Origin of the sequence: Rummeliibacillus pycnus (assembly GCF_050459865.1) — a bacterium.
Classification (GTDB): domain Bacteria; phylum Bacillota; class Bacilli; order Bacillales_A; family Planococcaceae; genus Rummeliibacillus; species Rummeliibacillus pycnus_B.
Window position 1 is genome coordinate 27,831 of the sequence record NZ_JBCMNM010000012.1, and the last position, 13,518, is coordinate 41,348.

At 34.7% G+C, this 13,518-nt stretch carries 15 protein-coding genes and 1 other annotated feature; of the genes, 1 reads left to right on the forward strand and 14 read right to left on the reverse strand.

The features are described 5' to 3' along the window. Positions 1 to 209: 209 nt before the first annotated feature. The 5 genes from ABE048_RS01695 to ABE048_RS01715 all read right to left on the reverse strand — a co-directional run bounded on the left by ABE048_RS01695 (position 210) and on the right by ABE048_RS01715 (position 5,775). Entirely contained in the window at positions 210 to 677 is a 468-nt protein-coding gene (locus tag ABE048_RS01695; protein WP_430308757.1) for a hypothetical protein, read from the reverse strand. A gap of 99 nt (positions 678 to 776) precedes the next feature. Continuing rightward, positions 777 to 1,415: an NUDIX hydrolase gene (locus tag ABE048_RS01700; protein WP_430308758.1), complete on the reverse strand. Its 639-nt coding sequence runs from the start codon at positions 1,413 to 1,415 to the stop codon at positions 777 to 779. A 9-nt stretch (positions 1,416 to 1,424) separates the two neighbouring features. Next, positions 1,425 to 2,504, reverse strand: coding sequence for an AI-2E family transporter (locus ABE048_RS01705; protein WP_430308759.1), 1,080 nt, complete (start codon positions 2,502 to 2,504; stop codon positions 1,425 to 1,427). 259 nt (positions 2,505 to 2,763) lie between these two features. Next, positions 2,764 to 3,624 (reverse strand): SAM hydrolase/SAM-dependent halogenase family protein, encoded by an 861-nt coding sequence (locus ABE048_RS01710; RefSeq protein WP_430308760.1) that lies wholly within the window; start codon positions 3,622 to 3,624, stop codon positions 2,764 to 2,766. A 122-nt stretch (positions 3,625 to 3,746) separates the two neighbouring features. Beyond that, positions 3,747 to 4,015 (reverse strand) — a binding site (T-box leader). A 62-nt stretch (positions 4,016 to 4,077) separates the two neighbouring features. Continuing rightward, entirely contained in the window at positions 4,078 to 5,775 is a 1,698-nt protein-coding gene (locus tag ABE048_RS01715) for a M3 family oligoendopeptidase (RefSeq protein WP_430308761.1), read from the reverse strand. Between the two features lie 217 nt (positions 5,776 to 5,992). Here ABE048_RS01715 and ABE048_RS01720 point away from each other — a divergent pair, with 217 nt between their 5' ends. Continuing rightward, positions 5,993 to 7,027 (forward strand): YecA family protein, encoded by a 1,035-nt coding sequence (locus tag ABE048_RS01720; protein ID WP_430308762.1) that lies wholly within the window; start codon positions 5,993 to 5,995, stop codon positions 7,025 to 7,027. Between the two features lie 204 nt (positions 7,028 to 7,231). Here the strand turns inward: ABE048_RS01720 and ABE048_RS01725 are convergent, their stop codons facing one another. The 9 genes from ABE048_RS01725 to ABE048_RS01765 form a co-directional block, all read right to left on the reverse strand. Then, a complete protein-coding gene (locus ABE048_RS01725; protein WP_430308763.1) occupies positions 7,232 to 7,807 on the reverse strand; it encodes a YdcF family protein in 576 nt (191 codons plus the stop codon). A 297-nt stretch (positions 7,808 to 8,104) separates the two neighbouring features. Further along, positions 8,105 to 8,278 carry a hypothetical protein gene (locus tag ABE048_RS01730; protein ID WP_430308764.1) on the reverse strand — a complete coding sequence of 58 codons (174 nt, stop codon included), beginning with the start codon at positions 8,276 to 8,278 and terminating at the stop codon, positions 8,105 to 8,107. A 339-nt stretch (positions 8,279 to 8,617) separates the two neighbouring features. Beyond that, positions 8,618 to 9,331 carry a YebC/PmpR family DNA-binding transcriptional regulator gene (locus tag ABE048_RS01735; protein ID WP_430308765.1) on the reverse strand — a complete coding sequence of 238 codons (714 nt, stop codon included), beginning with the start codon at positions 9,329 to 9,331 and terminating at the stop codon, positions 8,618 to 8,620. 202 nt (positions 9,332 to 9,533) lie between these two features. Beyond that, positions 9,534 to 10,007 (reverse strand): low molecular weight protein-tyrosine-phosphatase, encoded by a 474-nt coding sequence (locus ABE048_RS01740; protein ID WP_430308766.1) that lies wholly within the window; start codon positions 10,005 to 10,007, stop codon positions 9,534 to 9,536. A gap of 29 nt (positions 10,008 to 10,036) precedes the next feature. Continuing rightward, the gene (gene lepB / locus ABE048_RS01745; protein WP_430308767.1) at positions 10,037 to 10,576 is read right to left on the reverse strand and encodes a signal peptidase I; all 540 of its coding nucleotides are present in this window, start codon (positions 10,574 to 10,576) and stop codon (positions 10,037 to 10,039) included. A gap of 236 nt (positions 10,577 to 10,812) precedes the next feature. Continuing rightward, a complete protein-coding gene (locus tag ABE048_RS01750) occupies positions 10,813 to 11,100 on the reverse strand; it encodes a helix-turn-helix domain-containing protein (RefSeq protein WP_430308768.1) in 288 nt (95 codons plus the stop codon). Positions 11,101 to 11,221: 121 nt separating this feature from the next. Beyond that, positions 11,222 to 11,827 (reverse strand): lysophospholipid acyltransferase family protein, encoded by a 606-nt coding sequence (locus ABE048_RS01755; protein ID WP_430308769.1) that lies wholly within the window; start codon positions 11,825 to 11,827, stop codon positions 11,222 to 11,224. 437 nt (positions 11,828 to 12,264) lie between these two features. Beyond that, positions 12,265 to 12,468 (reverse strand): hypothetical protein, encoded by a 204-nt coding sequence (locus ABE048_RS01760; RefSeq protein WP_430308770.1) that lies wholly within the window; start codon positions 12,466 to 12,468, stop codon positions 12,265 to 12,267. Between the two features lie 81 nt (positions 12,469 to 12,549). Beyond that, entirely contained in the window at positions 12,550 to 13,431 is an 882-nt protein-coding gene (locus ABE048_RS01765) for a DUF7662 domain-containing protein (RefSeq protein WP_430308771.1), read from the reverse strand. Between the last annotated feature and the right edge of the window lie 87 nt (positions 13,432 to 13,518).

Below are 13,518 nucleotides of genomic sequence, written 5' to 3' on the forward strand. Positions count from 1 at the left end.
ACAATGGAAGATTGTACCACTTCAGGTGTCAAACCTAATGATCTTTGATTAGGCTGATGGGGGTTATTTTTAAAAAAAGTTGAAATAGATAAGTAGATCAGAATCAGACAAACAAGAACAATTCCAATCACCACTAAGACCGCCTTATTACCTGACATCTCCCTCTCCCCTTTTAATCTTACTAAAAGCTCTTTCTCCATTTTCAATCATTACTTGTTAGATGGTTTAAATCCTTCGGCAAATAAATAATCTTCCGCATCATCACGAGTGCCAAAACTTTCTTCTAAGTTGAAGCCATGATAAATATTCCAAAAAGGTGCATCGTTTACTAAAAGCAATTGGTCACCAGTTCGATTACGCCAAATTTGTTCAATTTTCACTTCTTCAACTGGTTCATCTACTTCTGACAAATACATAATAGAGTCTTCAATCGCTTCACGAAGCTCTTGTTCTGAGAAGTCTCGAATATTTACAAGGCCTCTTTCATCTGCATTATAACGAAGTAAATCGCCAACATAGACAAAACCGTTGCCATTTGGGTGTAGTTTTTCTACAACGATTTTCTTTTCAAATTGGCTACCTTCAAAGTGGTAATTTAAACGATTCATTGAAATTTCTTTGCGTGTTAATTCTGGAAAACTCTCGATGATTTGTTGTTTTTGTTCAAATGATAACATAGTATGCTCCTTTGTCCTTTACAGTCTTTTTTAGTATAGCATTTTTAACTTTTATAATCGCTTATATACGAAAAGAACGAAATTGACTGTGAGGAAGTCTCACAGCCTATTCCGTTTTATCAATTTCTCTTTTAACAAACTCAATAATGTAGTCATATATTGACCTTCATAACGTACAAAATCATCCGGCTTTACATTTTGAACAAGGTCTTTCTTGTCACCATTTTCAAGAATCTCAAATCCCTGAACATGAAGTTGCGGCAGGTTTCCTGCAAAAAAATCAAACACATCAGCCAGTTTTGCACGTACGATACCCGCTACTTCTTCTTTTTGCAAATGAAAATTATTAAACTCCTCTGACTGTACAACTATATATACGTGTGAAAATTCACGATCAAGCATCGGAGGTTGTTCAATAACTGCAGGTATAATCGCTAACTTCTGTAAGTCACTGTTTGAAAGTGATAAGCCCAACTCTTCACGTAATTCTCTAATGCCGTCCTCCGGTTCTTCTGAAGCCAACAAATGACCTGCAGCTGTAATATCGAAGAGTGAGGCATAATCTTTTTTCTTAGCACTTCTTAATTGATAATATAAATAGTACTCTCCTTCGATTCTGCTGATCAACCAGCAATGAAATGTTTCGTGCCATAATCCTTTCGCATGAACTTCAGCTCTTGTCGCAACTCCTGTTTGTTGGTGATGAACGTCAAAGGTTTTTAATATTTCACTTTCCATGTTCTTCACCTATATATTCTTAGTTGCTGTTGAACGAATATCCTTCCGATGATCATATATATTTTTCACAACAACCTTAATTACTGCATACATTGGCACTCCTAGTAATATCCCCACAAATCCTGCTATATTACCTGCCGCTAAAATAATCGTAATAACAGTTAACGGATGGATATCTAGCGTTTTTCCCATTACGTTCGGAGTGACGAAGTTACTGTCTATTTGTTGTGCAACAAGTGTTATCACACATACCCAAACAGCTAATATCGGGTCCTGTAACAATCCAACTACTACGGCAGGAACAAGTGCAATCCATGGTCCTATGAAAGGTATCATATTCATAAAGAACGCCAAGAGAGCTAGTAATATTGCATATTCAAGCCCGATTATTTTATATCCGATGAAAATAATGGTTGCTAGGATAAAACTAATCAATAATTGACCTTGGATATAATTACGAAGTACATAATTGATTTCTGACAATGTTTTCTTAATCCATTCACGACGTGATCCGGTAAATAGACTATAAACTTTTGGCGCAAATTTCTCATGATCCTTTAACATGTAGATAAAGAAAAATGGAACAAGGATTAATACAAATGCACCTGAAACGATACTAGAGATAAACTGAACTAAAAACTTACTAGTAGATACTGCATAACTTTGAATAGAATTCATTACACTATTAATCGCATCATTTAATTGACTTGGGAAATTATCACGATTTTTTAATACAGTATCGACCATATCTGTTAATTCATTTGCTAATGTTGGAGCCGCTTTTACCAAATTATTAATTTGCGCATTAATTGGCGGGACAATAATAGCTATGAAACCATATACAGCTAAGCATATTAATAAAATAATTGTTAATATACTTGCCCAACGTGGGAACTTTCTTTTTTCTAGGAAACGTTGAATCGGCTCTGTTGCATAATACAAAATCCCACCTGCTAATAGTGGGACGAATATTGCACTTAAAAGAGCCACAATTGGGTAAAAGAGGGATTTAATTTCAAGGAAATACTTCACGATTAGCAATGCTAGAAGTATACCAACACCCACTTGAAACCATAGTTTTTTTGTCAATTAACTTCACTACCTTCTACATATTTTATCTAAGTATTATTTTCATAGTTCAAGTATACTTCATACTCTAAAAAACTGGAAATGCACACTTCAAAAAAAGGATTTGACCAAATGTAATTTTTGATCAAATCCTTTGGGAATAAGTAGCTGGAGATATGCAGGAGTACTACTTTCACAAAGAAGTACCTATAGATAGAAAGTCACTTCTATTTACGAATAATTTAGAGAGTTATTATACTATCTTGTTTGATTACTTTGGTTATCCATAAATAATTTTTGGAGCTTTCCGAATTGAAACATCCCAATTAGTCCCTGTACCAACATGATAGGCATCGGCAAAGGATCCTTGATTAATGGCAATGCCGACATTATCTAATGAATTAATATACAGAAGTGGTTCCCCTACTCGTAAATCTGCAAAAGAATGGCCGTAAGTCATGATACTTTGATAGATTTTACGATTATCAGTGCTTATCGTTACTTCGAAAGCATCACCATAGTTTTTTGCTAATCGTTTAAATTGACTGCGCCGAACATTTGTCCATAAATTCCCAAATGGTTTATCTACAATATCAATGATTCCAGTAATTACTCCATCTTCTATCGTTGACTCTTTTAGTTCTAGTTCTACAATATCTGAAACTTTTAATGAAGGACCAACCTCTTCATACGTGATAACACCAGAGGCTAAACGCGCTCCTGTATAAGCAAAAATATCTCGTCCGTGGAATGTATGGGATTCTCCTGAATTGGGTAAGCGATTGATTGATTCATCAATTTCCCGAATTTCTTCAATGCCATAATAGCGTTTTATATGTGTCAACGTTCCATTATCAGGTGTTACAATATATTGATTATTTACTGTTTTCACCACAACTGCTTTACGATCTGAACCAACGCCAGGATCAATAATAGAGACAAATACAGTACCTTCAGGCCAATATTGTACAGTTTGCAATAAACGATAGCTCCCCTCCCAAATATTAAACTGTGGGATTTGATGTGTAATATCATGAATTAGAATATCAGAATTTACACTATGTGCTACTCCATACATTGCACTAACAGCACCATCACTTATGCCAAAATCAGATTGAAATACAAGTAAACCTTTTCCCATTTGAAACATCTCCTTATTGAATATATTTCTGTCTAGGCTTTACAGCGGAACACACCCGTTTAGGAAAATATCCATCTTCAGCATGTAAATAAAAAAATCCCGCCCCTTACAACCGAACGATTGCAAAGGACGAGATATATTCTCGTGTTACCACCTTTATTTACTACTTATTCACATAAGCAGCCTCCACCAGTACAGAAATAATAGTGCTTCCTAGACTGTGATATTGGTAACGGGTATCAAATCCCGCCGCATCCTACTAATGCCTATTGCAAGTTCAAAACGGAGCTCAGAGGCCATTTTTCAAATGAGGATTTCTACTTCTTTTCAGCTACCGAAGTTCTCTTTTTAGAAATTCATTCATTTTACTTTTTCTCGTTATCGCTTTTAGTATTTACAAGTATTAATTTAAATCTAATCAATCAGGTTGTCAATTAATTGATTGAAAATTTTTTATAGTTTGTCATCTTCAACAGCATCCAAGTATGCTTGAATTGCGCCTATTACAGATTCAACACAACCATCTTCAAATGGCGAAACAAGATTTGCTTCTGCCACTAGTTTCGTGAATGACATTTTACCACCTAGTTGGCAAAGATGAATATAATCTTTCCACGCTTCTTCGTGATTTTCACGTGATTTTTTCCAGAATTGGAATGCACAAACTTGCGCTAATGTATAATCAATATAATAGAATGGGCTATTGTAAATATGGGCTTGACGTTGCCAGAAACCACCTTGTTCTAAATATTCAATGCCATCATAGTCACGATGTGGTAAATACGTTTGTTCAATTTTCTTCCAAGCAGCTTTACGTTCTTGAGGTGTCATTTCTGGATTTTCATAAACGACATGTTGGAATTCATCAACTGCTACACCATATGGTAAGAATAATAATGCTTCGCTTAGGTGAGCGAATTTATATTTTTCCGTATCCTCTTTGAAGAATAATTCCATCCATGGCCATGTAAAGAATTCCATACTCATTGAGTGGATTTCACATGATTCAAATGTTGGCCAGATATATTCTGGAATACCGATATTACGACTTGTATACACTTGGAACGCGTGGCCTGCTTCATGTGTTAATACATCGATATCACCAGAAGTACCATTAAAGTTTGAGAAGATAAATGGTGAACCGTAATCATCGATAAATGTGCAATAACCCCCGCCCTCTTTACCTTTTTTCGCAACAAGATCCATTAAGTCATGATCAATCATAAAGTTAAAGAATTCCGCTGTCTCAGAAGATAATTCTTCGTACATTTTTTTGCCGTTTTCAACAATCCATTCTGGTGTACCTTTTGGCGTTGCATTACCACTTAAGAACTTTAATCCTTCATCATGGTATTTTAATTTATCTACACCAATACGTTTTGCTTGGCGCTCACGTAATTGCGTAGCGTATGGTACAACAACGTCGCGAATTTGATCACGATAATTTTTAACCATTTCTGCATTATAGTCGATTCGATTCATCAATACATAACCAAGTTCCACATAGTTTTTATAACCTAATGTAACAGCCATTTCATGACGTACTTTTACAAGTTCATCGTAAATACGATCAAAGTCCTCTTCATGCTCTTTAAAGAAACCGGAACGTGCCTCCGTTGCGGCTTTACGGACATCACGATCTGTTGATTCTGCATAAGGTCCCAATTGGGCAAGAGTCAACTCTTTTCCATCAAAAGTAATTTGAGCCGAAGCTACAAGTTTTGAGTATTCAGAGCTTAGTTTATTTTGCTTTTGCATAAGTTCCATAATTTCAGGAGAAAACCCTTTAATTTGATTCTCTGCTAAATCAAATAATTGAGCACCCCATTTTTCTTCTAACTCTTTACGGAATGGAGAAGCTAGTAGAGCTTTATAATATTCTGTCGTAATTTCTTCCATTTCAGGCGTTTTTTCATCTAAATAATCGCGTTCTTCTTGATAAAATTCATCATTTGTATCAATAGAAGCACGAATATAGACTAAGTTATATTGAGTTGAAAAATCATTACGGAAAGCATTAATTTTCTCAATCACTTCACTTTGTTCGTCAACTGATTTTGCATGATTAAATTCTGTTAATAATTTGTGGAAAAGTTCTTTACCCGCTGCTAAATCCGGGCGTTTGTATTCATAATCTTTAAAAGTAATCATATTCATTCCCCTTTACTGTGTTTATTTTTCGAAAACCGAAGTATTTTCTACTATTATTCATTATATTCTGAAATATTGCAACTAATGTTGTCAAAAATGCGCTAAAATTTGGTAATTTTTTACCCATTTTGAAATAGCCCAATTAAAACACTTATTTTTTTTCTAAAATTGTGCTAACCTAATTTCATGCCCAATTTTTAAAGTGAGGTGCTTTACATTGGTAGGTCGTAACGATCCTTGTCCATGTGGCAGTGGCAAAAAATACAAAAAGTGTCATGGTAAAAACGCTCTAGGCGATATTACTACACTTGTAAGCGAAGAAATTGATCGTATTGTGGAAGGCTTTGTAAAAGAGTCATTCAATACTTCAAGTTATCAAGAATTAGAAAAAAGAAATCATCTTTGGCAAGATTCATTACAACATGCATTTACAGATAAATTAATAGATACAATTGCCATGGAAACTTACATTTATATTGATCGCCCTGAACTGTGGCAAACTTATATAAATAAACAATTGACTGTTCTAAATCGACAACAAGTAAAAGATATTCTTCAATCATGGTTGAAACCTGTCTATATGCTTGCAAAAGTGGATTCTCAAAGTTCAGAAGTAATTGCATTAACAGACATCGTAACAAACAAAAGCTATGTTATGAATGGTACACCTGCGAAGACTTTCTCAGGTAGCTGGTTGTTTGGTATTTTCATGCCAGATGTTCGTAAAGGTGAAAATGGACTAACTGCTACAAGCAGTGTTGTTTTCATTCCAGATGATAAAGAAACGATTGTACAAGCATTATGTGAAAAACTTCAAAATGGTTATACAGATTCCTTAGATCTTTATCAAACATTTATCGAAAATGGTAAAGTGGATACTGCTGCTCCTAAAGAAGTTGAAAATGATGCAGTGAAAGAAGTCGAAAGTGAAGTAGCAGTTACGATTGAAGCTTCTGCAGATTTAGCTCCGTTTACTATTGAAACCCTAGAACTTGTGAACAAATATGTAAACGAATATAAGCTAGATGCATCTGAATTCATCGAAACTCTTACAAGCTTCCTAGAAAGTACAACTGTAAAAGCGAAAAAAGCGGAAACAGTTGCTGCTGGTGCTGTACTAGCTGGACAAGCTAATGGCAATATCCCAGAAGGCGGCATATCAAAAGTGAAAGATGTCGCAGCTTACTTCGAAGTGTCTGCATCTTCTATTTCTAAATATCGTGATCAAATCAGTGAATTTCTCGCTAAATAATGCCATATTAAAAGCCATCTAGCTAGGCACTAGATGGCTTTTTTTCTTTTAAATGCTGAGAGCGCTCTCTCAGACCCGAGATCATTGGAAGGCCCGAATCGAAAACATCTTTTCTGTTTTCGACCGAGGGACTGAAATGACTCGAGGGTCTAGCGCTCGCTTAAGCATTAGAGAGATGACTATAAATTGATGTATTCCAATTTATCATTTCCCTGTAATAACTGATTTTAGAAGTGCGAAGCGTTCTCGAAATCTTACTTTAGCTTCAATGCTTTTAGGCGTTTTTGCTGGTACTACATCACATTTTATTTGAAGTTCCTCAGCAAGCATTTTGGCCCGTGCTAAATGATAATCGCTTGATACGATTGTTAATCCTTTTAAATCTTCTCCAATAATTTTCTTCGTGTTTAATAGATTTTCATAAGTAGATGTGGACTTATCTTCAACGATGATTTGAGATACTGGAAATCCTCGGTCTATTAAATATTGCTTCATAACAGATGCTTCTGTTGCATCTTCATCGAATCCTTGTCCACCTGAAACAACAATATAAACATACGGATATTGCTTAGCATAAGTTAATGCTGCATCTAAACGAAATGCCAATGCTTTAGAGGGTATTGCACCCTTTTTTACTTTTGCGCCTAAAACAATGACATACTTATATGTACCATTCGCCTTTGGTTTTGCACCATCTATCAGCCATTTTGTAGTAATACCCCAAAAGAATAGTATCGGTATACAAATAATTAGTAAGATTAACATCCTCTTTTTTCTCACCTCAGCATCATCCCTTTTCATAGATTGCTATGTTCTCTACAACTCTTTTTCCATGATAATTTTATGTGTACCACTTTTACTAATATACGTCTCAATAATATTAAAACCTGCTTTAATATTTATAATAAGCATAGCTCTATGATAATTACGTCCAATTGTTCGGATTTTTTGATAACCTTGCTCGCAAACTAGATTATGTTGTAAATTCATTATTTTTGAAGCAATGCCCTGACCACGATAATTCTCACTGACACCTCCTAGCCAACTATAGAAAACCCCATCCTCTTTCTCATACCCTTATTTAAAGCCTGCAACCTTATGGTCATCTAAGGCAATACAGCATAGTAAATTCGGTTTTTCCTTCAACTTTTCTATTGACAGTTCAGATTCATCAAAAACTTCTCTATGAAGCTTCTGGATACCTTTAATACATTCCTCATTTGGTAGACCTTTTATATAAATGAAATCCATTCTTTTCCCTCTTTTATATTCATCACATAAATTTCTTTTGTTTAAAGTATTAAACGCCTCTGAAACTGCCATTGTTTCCGTGCTTTATAGATAGTATAAGTTATTTCAATTGGTAACGGCTAACAATATTTGTAAGATCCCCTGCCGTTCTTGCAAGTTTATATGTACTTTTTGTTACCTTATGCATCAATCTATTCGATTGTTCAACAGAGCCCACAGCTAAATATCGTAATATAAAATAAAAGACTGCCTTTATGGCAGTCTTTTTTTCTAGCAATTAGTAATTGCAAATTCATTTAACTTGGTTTGTTAATAATTTACGATCAACTGGCTTCAGTTTTATAGTTCAACGTTGTGATATACGTTTTGTACGTCTTCTAAGTCGTCTAGTAAATCGATTAAACGTTCGAATTTTTCGAGATCTTCGCCTTCCAATTGTACTTCTGTTTGTGGAAGCATTGTTAATTCTGCAACACTGAATTCTGTAATATCTTGAGCTTTTAATGCCTCTTGTACAGCGTTAAATTGATCTGGTTCAGCATAGATAATTGCTGATTCGCCTTCTTCGAAAACGTCGCGAACATCTACATCAGCTTCGATTAACATTTCTAAAACTTCGTCTGCAGATTTACCTTCTAAAGCAAAGACTGCTGTTGCATCGAACATATAGGCTACAGAGCCACTGACACCCATGTTACCGCCGTTTTTACCATAAGTTGCACGTACATCTGCTGCTGTACGATTAACATTATTTGATAGTGCATCAACGATAATCATAGAGCCATTTGGTCCGAAACCTTCATAACGTAATTCATCGAAGTTTTCTTCGCCGCCGCCTTTTGCTTTATCGATTGCACGGTCAATGATATGTTTTGGTACACTATATGTTTTTGCACGTTCTAAAACTACTTTTAACGTACCATTAGATTCTGGATCAGGTTCACCTTGTTTAGCAGCTACATAAATTTCACGACCGAATTTAGCATAGATACGAGCTGTACCTTGGTCTTTTGCAGCTTTTTTTTCTTTAATGTTGTTCCACTTACGTCCCATTGGATTCACTCTCTTTCAATATATTCAAATATATAAATTACTCGTGGGTTTGTGTAAGATCCCCACATGGGGATAAGCCATTAATTTACTGTAGTATTATACACTATATTCGTCATAAATAGAATATCAGCGAAAAGTGAGAGATGTCCTAGGTAAGAATTAATGAGTAGAACTGAAACGAAATTAAAAAGAAGCCATCTCATTACGAGTGGCTTCTTACGTCTGATTCAATTTTTTGCAATAATGCTTTACAACCTTCTAAACAAAGCTGATATGTTTCTTCAAAGTCACCAGTAAAGTACGGATCTGGCACATCTTTTGGATCTTTTATCAAATCGAGTAGCCGGAACACTTTTGTACTTTCATCATGACCTAGCATTGGTAATGCATTTTTGATATTGCTGTCATCCATACAAACAATGTAATCAAAGCGGTCATAATCTTCTTGTTTTATTTGGCGGCTAAACATTCCATCAGTCGAAATATTATGCTCTGCAAGTTTTTGAACTGTCCCTTGATGCGGTCCATCTCCAATATGCCAATCACCAGTGCCAGCCGAGTCGATATCAAACTGATCCGTTTTCCCTTGTGCCTCAACTAGATTACGGAAAATTGCCTCAGCCATTGGAGAGCGACAAATATTGCCTAAGCAAACAAATAACACGCCTATTTTCATAACAACGCTCCCTCTATTGATGTCTTACATTAGAATTTAAATGGGTAAAATTGAAATTTCACTTCACCCGTAATTGCAGAACTTTTGATAAAACCATACTCACGGCTATCGCTACTATTTTGGCGATTGTCTCCTAATACGAAATAGGAATCTTTCGGTACTTTCTCCTCACCTGTCACTTCTTTCAGTGTGAAGTCTTCTGTGAAATGATCACCCATTTTTTCATATTCACTTATACCTTTTTTCAAATATGGTTCATTGTATTCTTTGCCGTTAATATATAACTTATCATTTTTTACATTTATCGTATCTCCAGGTAAACCAATAACACGTTTAATATAATGGTCATCTTCCACTGGAGACTCAAAGACAATGATATCGAAGCGATCGATATGACTTGTTTTACTTATGATAATCTTATTATTATTTTGATATGTCGGTTCCATTGATTCACCTTTAACTGTTACTGGTGAGAACAAAAACTGTCTACATAATACAGCAATAACAACAGCAATTAGAATTGGCCATACCCATGATAAAACTTCTTTACTTAAACTTCTCTTTTCCATTTAATATCACCCTCAAATTGTGGCTTCATTTTCATAGCTACTCAATATTATGCCACCTATAGACGAGTTCTGTCATTGAATATTTACTGAAATGAATAGAAATGGTCTCAATTTTTTCTAAATCAAAAGCGCTAAGTGTAAAATCCACGCGGTTAAATAATCGATTTAATTCAATAAAAAAGAGGTGTCTATTAGTTAAACTATCTAATAGACAACCTCGTTAAAAATTCCAACAGCTATGTATTCGGCTGTTCTTTCAGAGCTTCTAAATGTGTCTCTGTAATACCCAAAACCTCATACACTTTCTGTAATGTCGTATCTCTGACTTTACTGTCACCACGTTCGATGCGGCTGACAGTTTTTTGTGTGACATTTGCTCGTTCTGCCAACTCCGATTGTGTTAGTCCAACTGACATACGTTGTTTAAAAATGATTTGGCTACGTTTTTCAGCCAGCACTTCTAAAGGAGATTTCTCCTGTTCCACATTATTATCTTCCTGTTCAAATAAATCTACAGTAACCATCTAACCACCCCTTAAAAGAAATTGTGTTCTACAGTATTCTTTTATTTAGTTACCTTTCAAGATGACTGAATCCAGAAGAAGTAATGATGACTTAAGATGCACTTCCAAACTCAAAAATAATCTAGAGTTTTTCTTGTGAAATCTTCTCTTCTAGTTGCTCTTTTAAAGTAACTAATTGCTCCTCCAGGAAATTCGTAAATTCCTCTCTACCACTTTTACCTCTTGCTGTAACATAGAAAGGTTCTCCATAAATTAAATAACCTTTTTTGCGCGCAAAGACTTCTTTTAGCGTATTTGGTCCTATGTATGCAGCTGGGATAATTGGTGCTTTCGAGAGTTGAGCAATCGTAATAGCACCTTGTTTTAGAGAAGTGCCTTCCGCATTTCGTGTGCCACTAGGAAAAATCCCAACAGCTTTCCCTTCTCTTATTAACTTCATCGGTACTTTTACAACGCTTGGTCCTGGATTTTCACGATCGACCGGGAAAGCTTTCAACTTTGTTATAAACCAGCCAAGTAGTTTATGATCAAAGAGCTGTTTCTTAGCCATAAAATGAATTGGTTTCGGGTAAATAGAAACTCCAAGATTCAAAATATCAATCCATCCTGTGTGTGTACAAGCAATTAAATAACCACCCTCTGTTGGCACGTTATGCTTGTTATAAACTTTTGCCTTATTAAATAAACCTAAAAACTTAGTAACAAATAGACATACAAATCTATACAATTCCCTACTCCTAACTACTAAAGAAATATAGTCAACTCTACCCGTCTACTATATCTCCCAACGTTCCCATATAAACAATAATAATTCCTGTAAAATAAATAGTAGACTCATATTATGAACCCATTTTCTATTCCCCTTACCTTATATTGTAAACGAAATTCTCAAAATGTGTACCCAATGTACATAAATTATTTAAAATAATTTGTTTTTTCAAACATTTTACGTTAAAAACGTGGAATATATATTTATTCGAGCATCAATTACAATTGATGTAGATAAAAAAATGTTGCCTCAATTTTCAAAAAAGTAGATTAATAATCTTGTGTTTGCTGGGGGTGGAATCCATTAAACAGGAAATTATATAATAATTGAATTGATCATAGAATAGCCTTTACTTTATTCATAAAAAAATCATCCATAATTAAAGGATGATTTTTTCATTTCGATTTAGATTTTGTTGTTTTACTATCTGATTTTGAAAGAAAGACCATTAGTGCGATTAAACTAATAATATTTAATAACGTGCCGCCAATAAGCAGGACCCATTGCATACTAAGTGGTATATCCTTTGTCACCGCAAAAGTAATACTAAGAGAGCCTATAGCGATCAAAACCATATAAATTGGTAGCCCTTTGAACAACGTTCCCGCCTCTTTCCTATAGATTATTATTTCTAATCAGATAGTATCATTTGTTGCGTGAATCTTCTAGACGTATACTCATTAAGCATGCAGTGAAAACTTATCTGCAATCACTTTTGGCAATAAAATATGCTTTATATTCCCAAGGTATTGTTTATAATTTTTTTCAATGACATTAAATGCAGGTTCTTCTGTGACAAAATAATATTGAATAGTAGCATTGGTTCGGTTTAATAAGCGGCAATCCTGTAAAAACATACTCCGTTGACTTGGAGCAAAGTCAGCTGTTAAGGCGGGTGGTGATGTTTTTAATATAGCTGCAATTTTCTCCTCTGTTTTTGTTTCTTCTTCATATAAAAAAGTATATTCATCTTGTTGTTTAATGTAAGAACTATTCGGTTCTAGAAGATGCTTTTCTAGTAAATATTCCTGCATTAATTGCTTTGCTAGGTAGTTAACATCTTGTTCAATTTTTCCAAACAGTCGTCGCCATTCACAAAATACTTTAAATTGAGAAACTAACGATTCCTCAGCAAAACGTCGTTGATGGTTTTCTGCAAAAAATTGTTGGACAGCATCCATTTTCGCCATTATTTTTTGGAAGGATTCGATTTCACAATATGTTGTATCTTGCATTGGTATAGATTTCGAGATTAATGATTCTCTCATTACTTTATTCTTTTTCTTCGTCAATATTTCCTTCGAGACTTTAATAAATTCTACACAACGGCCAAATTGTACAATATCTACACGAAATCCCGCTTCAAGCCACGCAGCTGCTTGTACATATGTTCCACTTCGAGTATTTCCCCACCATGCTTGATACTTATATGCAGATTTCGGCAGTTTAGCCTGTAAAATTTCTTCAATCTCTTCAAATGTTAGTACAATATGTTTATCTTGCTGTTTAGAGAGGTATTCATATAAAGGGAGATACTTGCCCTGTAAGGTATTACTTGCCATTTAGATTACTCCTTCATATTTGGAAATTATAGGTTAATCTATTTTAACATAATTGTACTAAAAATTCTAAATATTCTTTTTATCTAA

Excerpts from the sequence above, each read along its gene's own strand:
- ABE048_RS01750 (WP_430308768.1), bottom strand. The coding sequence starts at position 11,100 with ATGGTTACTGTAGATTTATTTGAACAGGAAGATAATAATGTGGAACAG.
- ABE048_RS01700 (WP_430308758.1), bottom strand. The coding sequence starts at position 1,415 with ATGGAAAGTGAAATATTAAAAACCTTTGACGTTCATCACCAACAAACA.
- lepB (WP_430308767.1), bottom strand. The coding sequence starts at position 10,576 with ATGGAAAAGAGAAGTTTAAGTAAAGAAGTTTTATCATGGGTATGGCCA.
- ABE048_RS01715 (WP_430308761.1), bottom strand. The coding sequence starts at position 5,775 with ATGATTACTTTTAAAGATTATGAATACAAACGCCCGGATTTAGCAGCG.
- ABE048_RS01765 (WP_430308771.1), bottom strand. The coding sequence starts at position 13,431 with ATGGCAAGTAATACCTTACAGGGCAAGTATCTCCCTTTATATGAATAC.
- ABE048_RS01730 (WP_430308764.1), bottom strand. The coding sequence starts at position 8,278 with ATGGATTTCATTTATATAAAAGGTCTACCAAATGAGGAATGTATTAAA.
- ABE048_RS01695 (WP_430308757.1), bottom strand. The coding sequence starts at position 677 with ATGTTATCATTTGAACAAAAACAACAAATCATCGAGAGTTTTCCAGAA.
- ABE048_RS01740 (WP_430308766.1), bottom strand. The coding sequence starts at position 10,007 with ATGAAAATAGGCGTGTTATTTGTTTGCTTAGGCAATATTTGTCGCTCT.
- ABE048_RS01735 (WP_430308765.1), bottom strand. The coding sequence starts at position 9,331 with ATGGGACGTAAGTGGAACAACATTAAAGAAAAAAAAGCTGCAAAAGAC.
- ABE048_RS01710 (WP_430308760.1), bottom strand. The coding sequence starts at position 3,624 with ATGGGAAAAGGTTTACTTGTATTTCAATCTGATTTTGGCATAAGTGAT.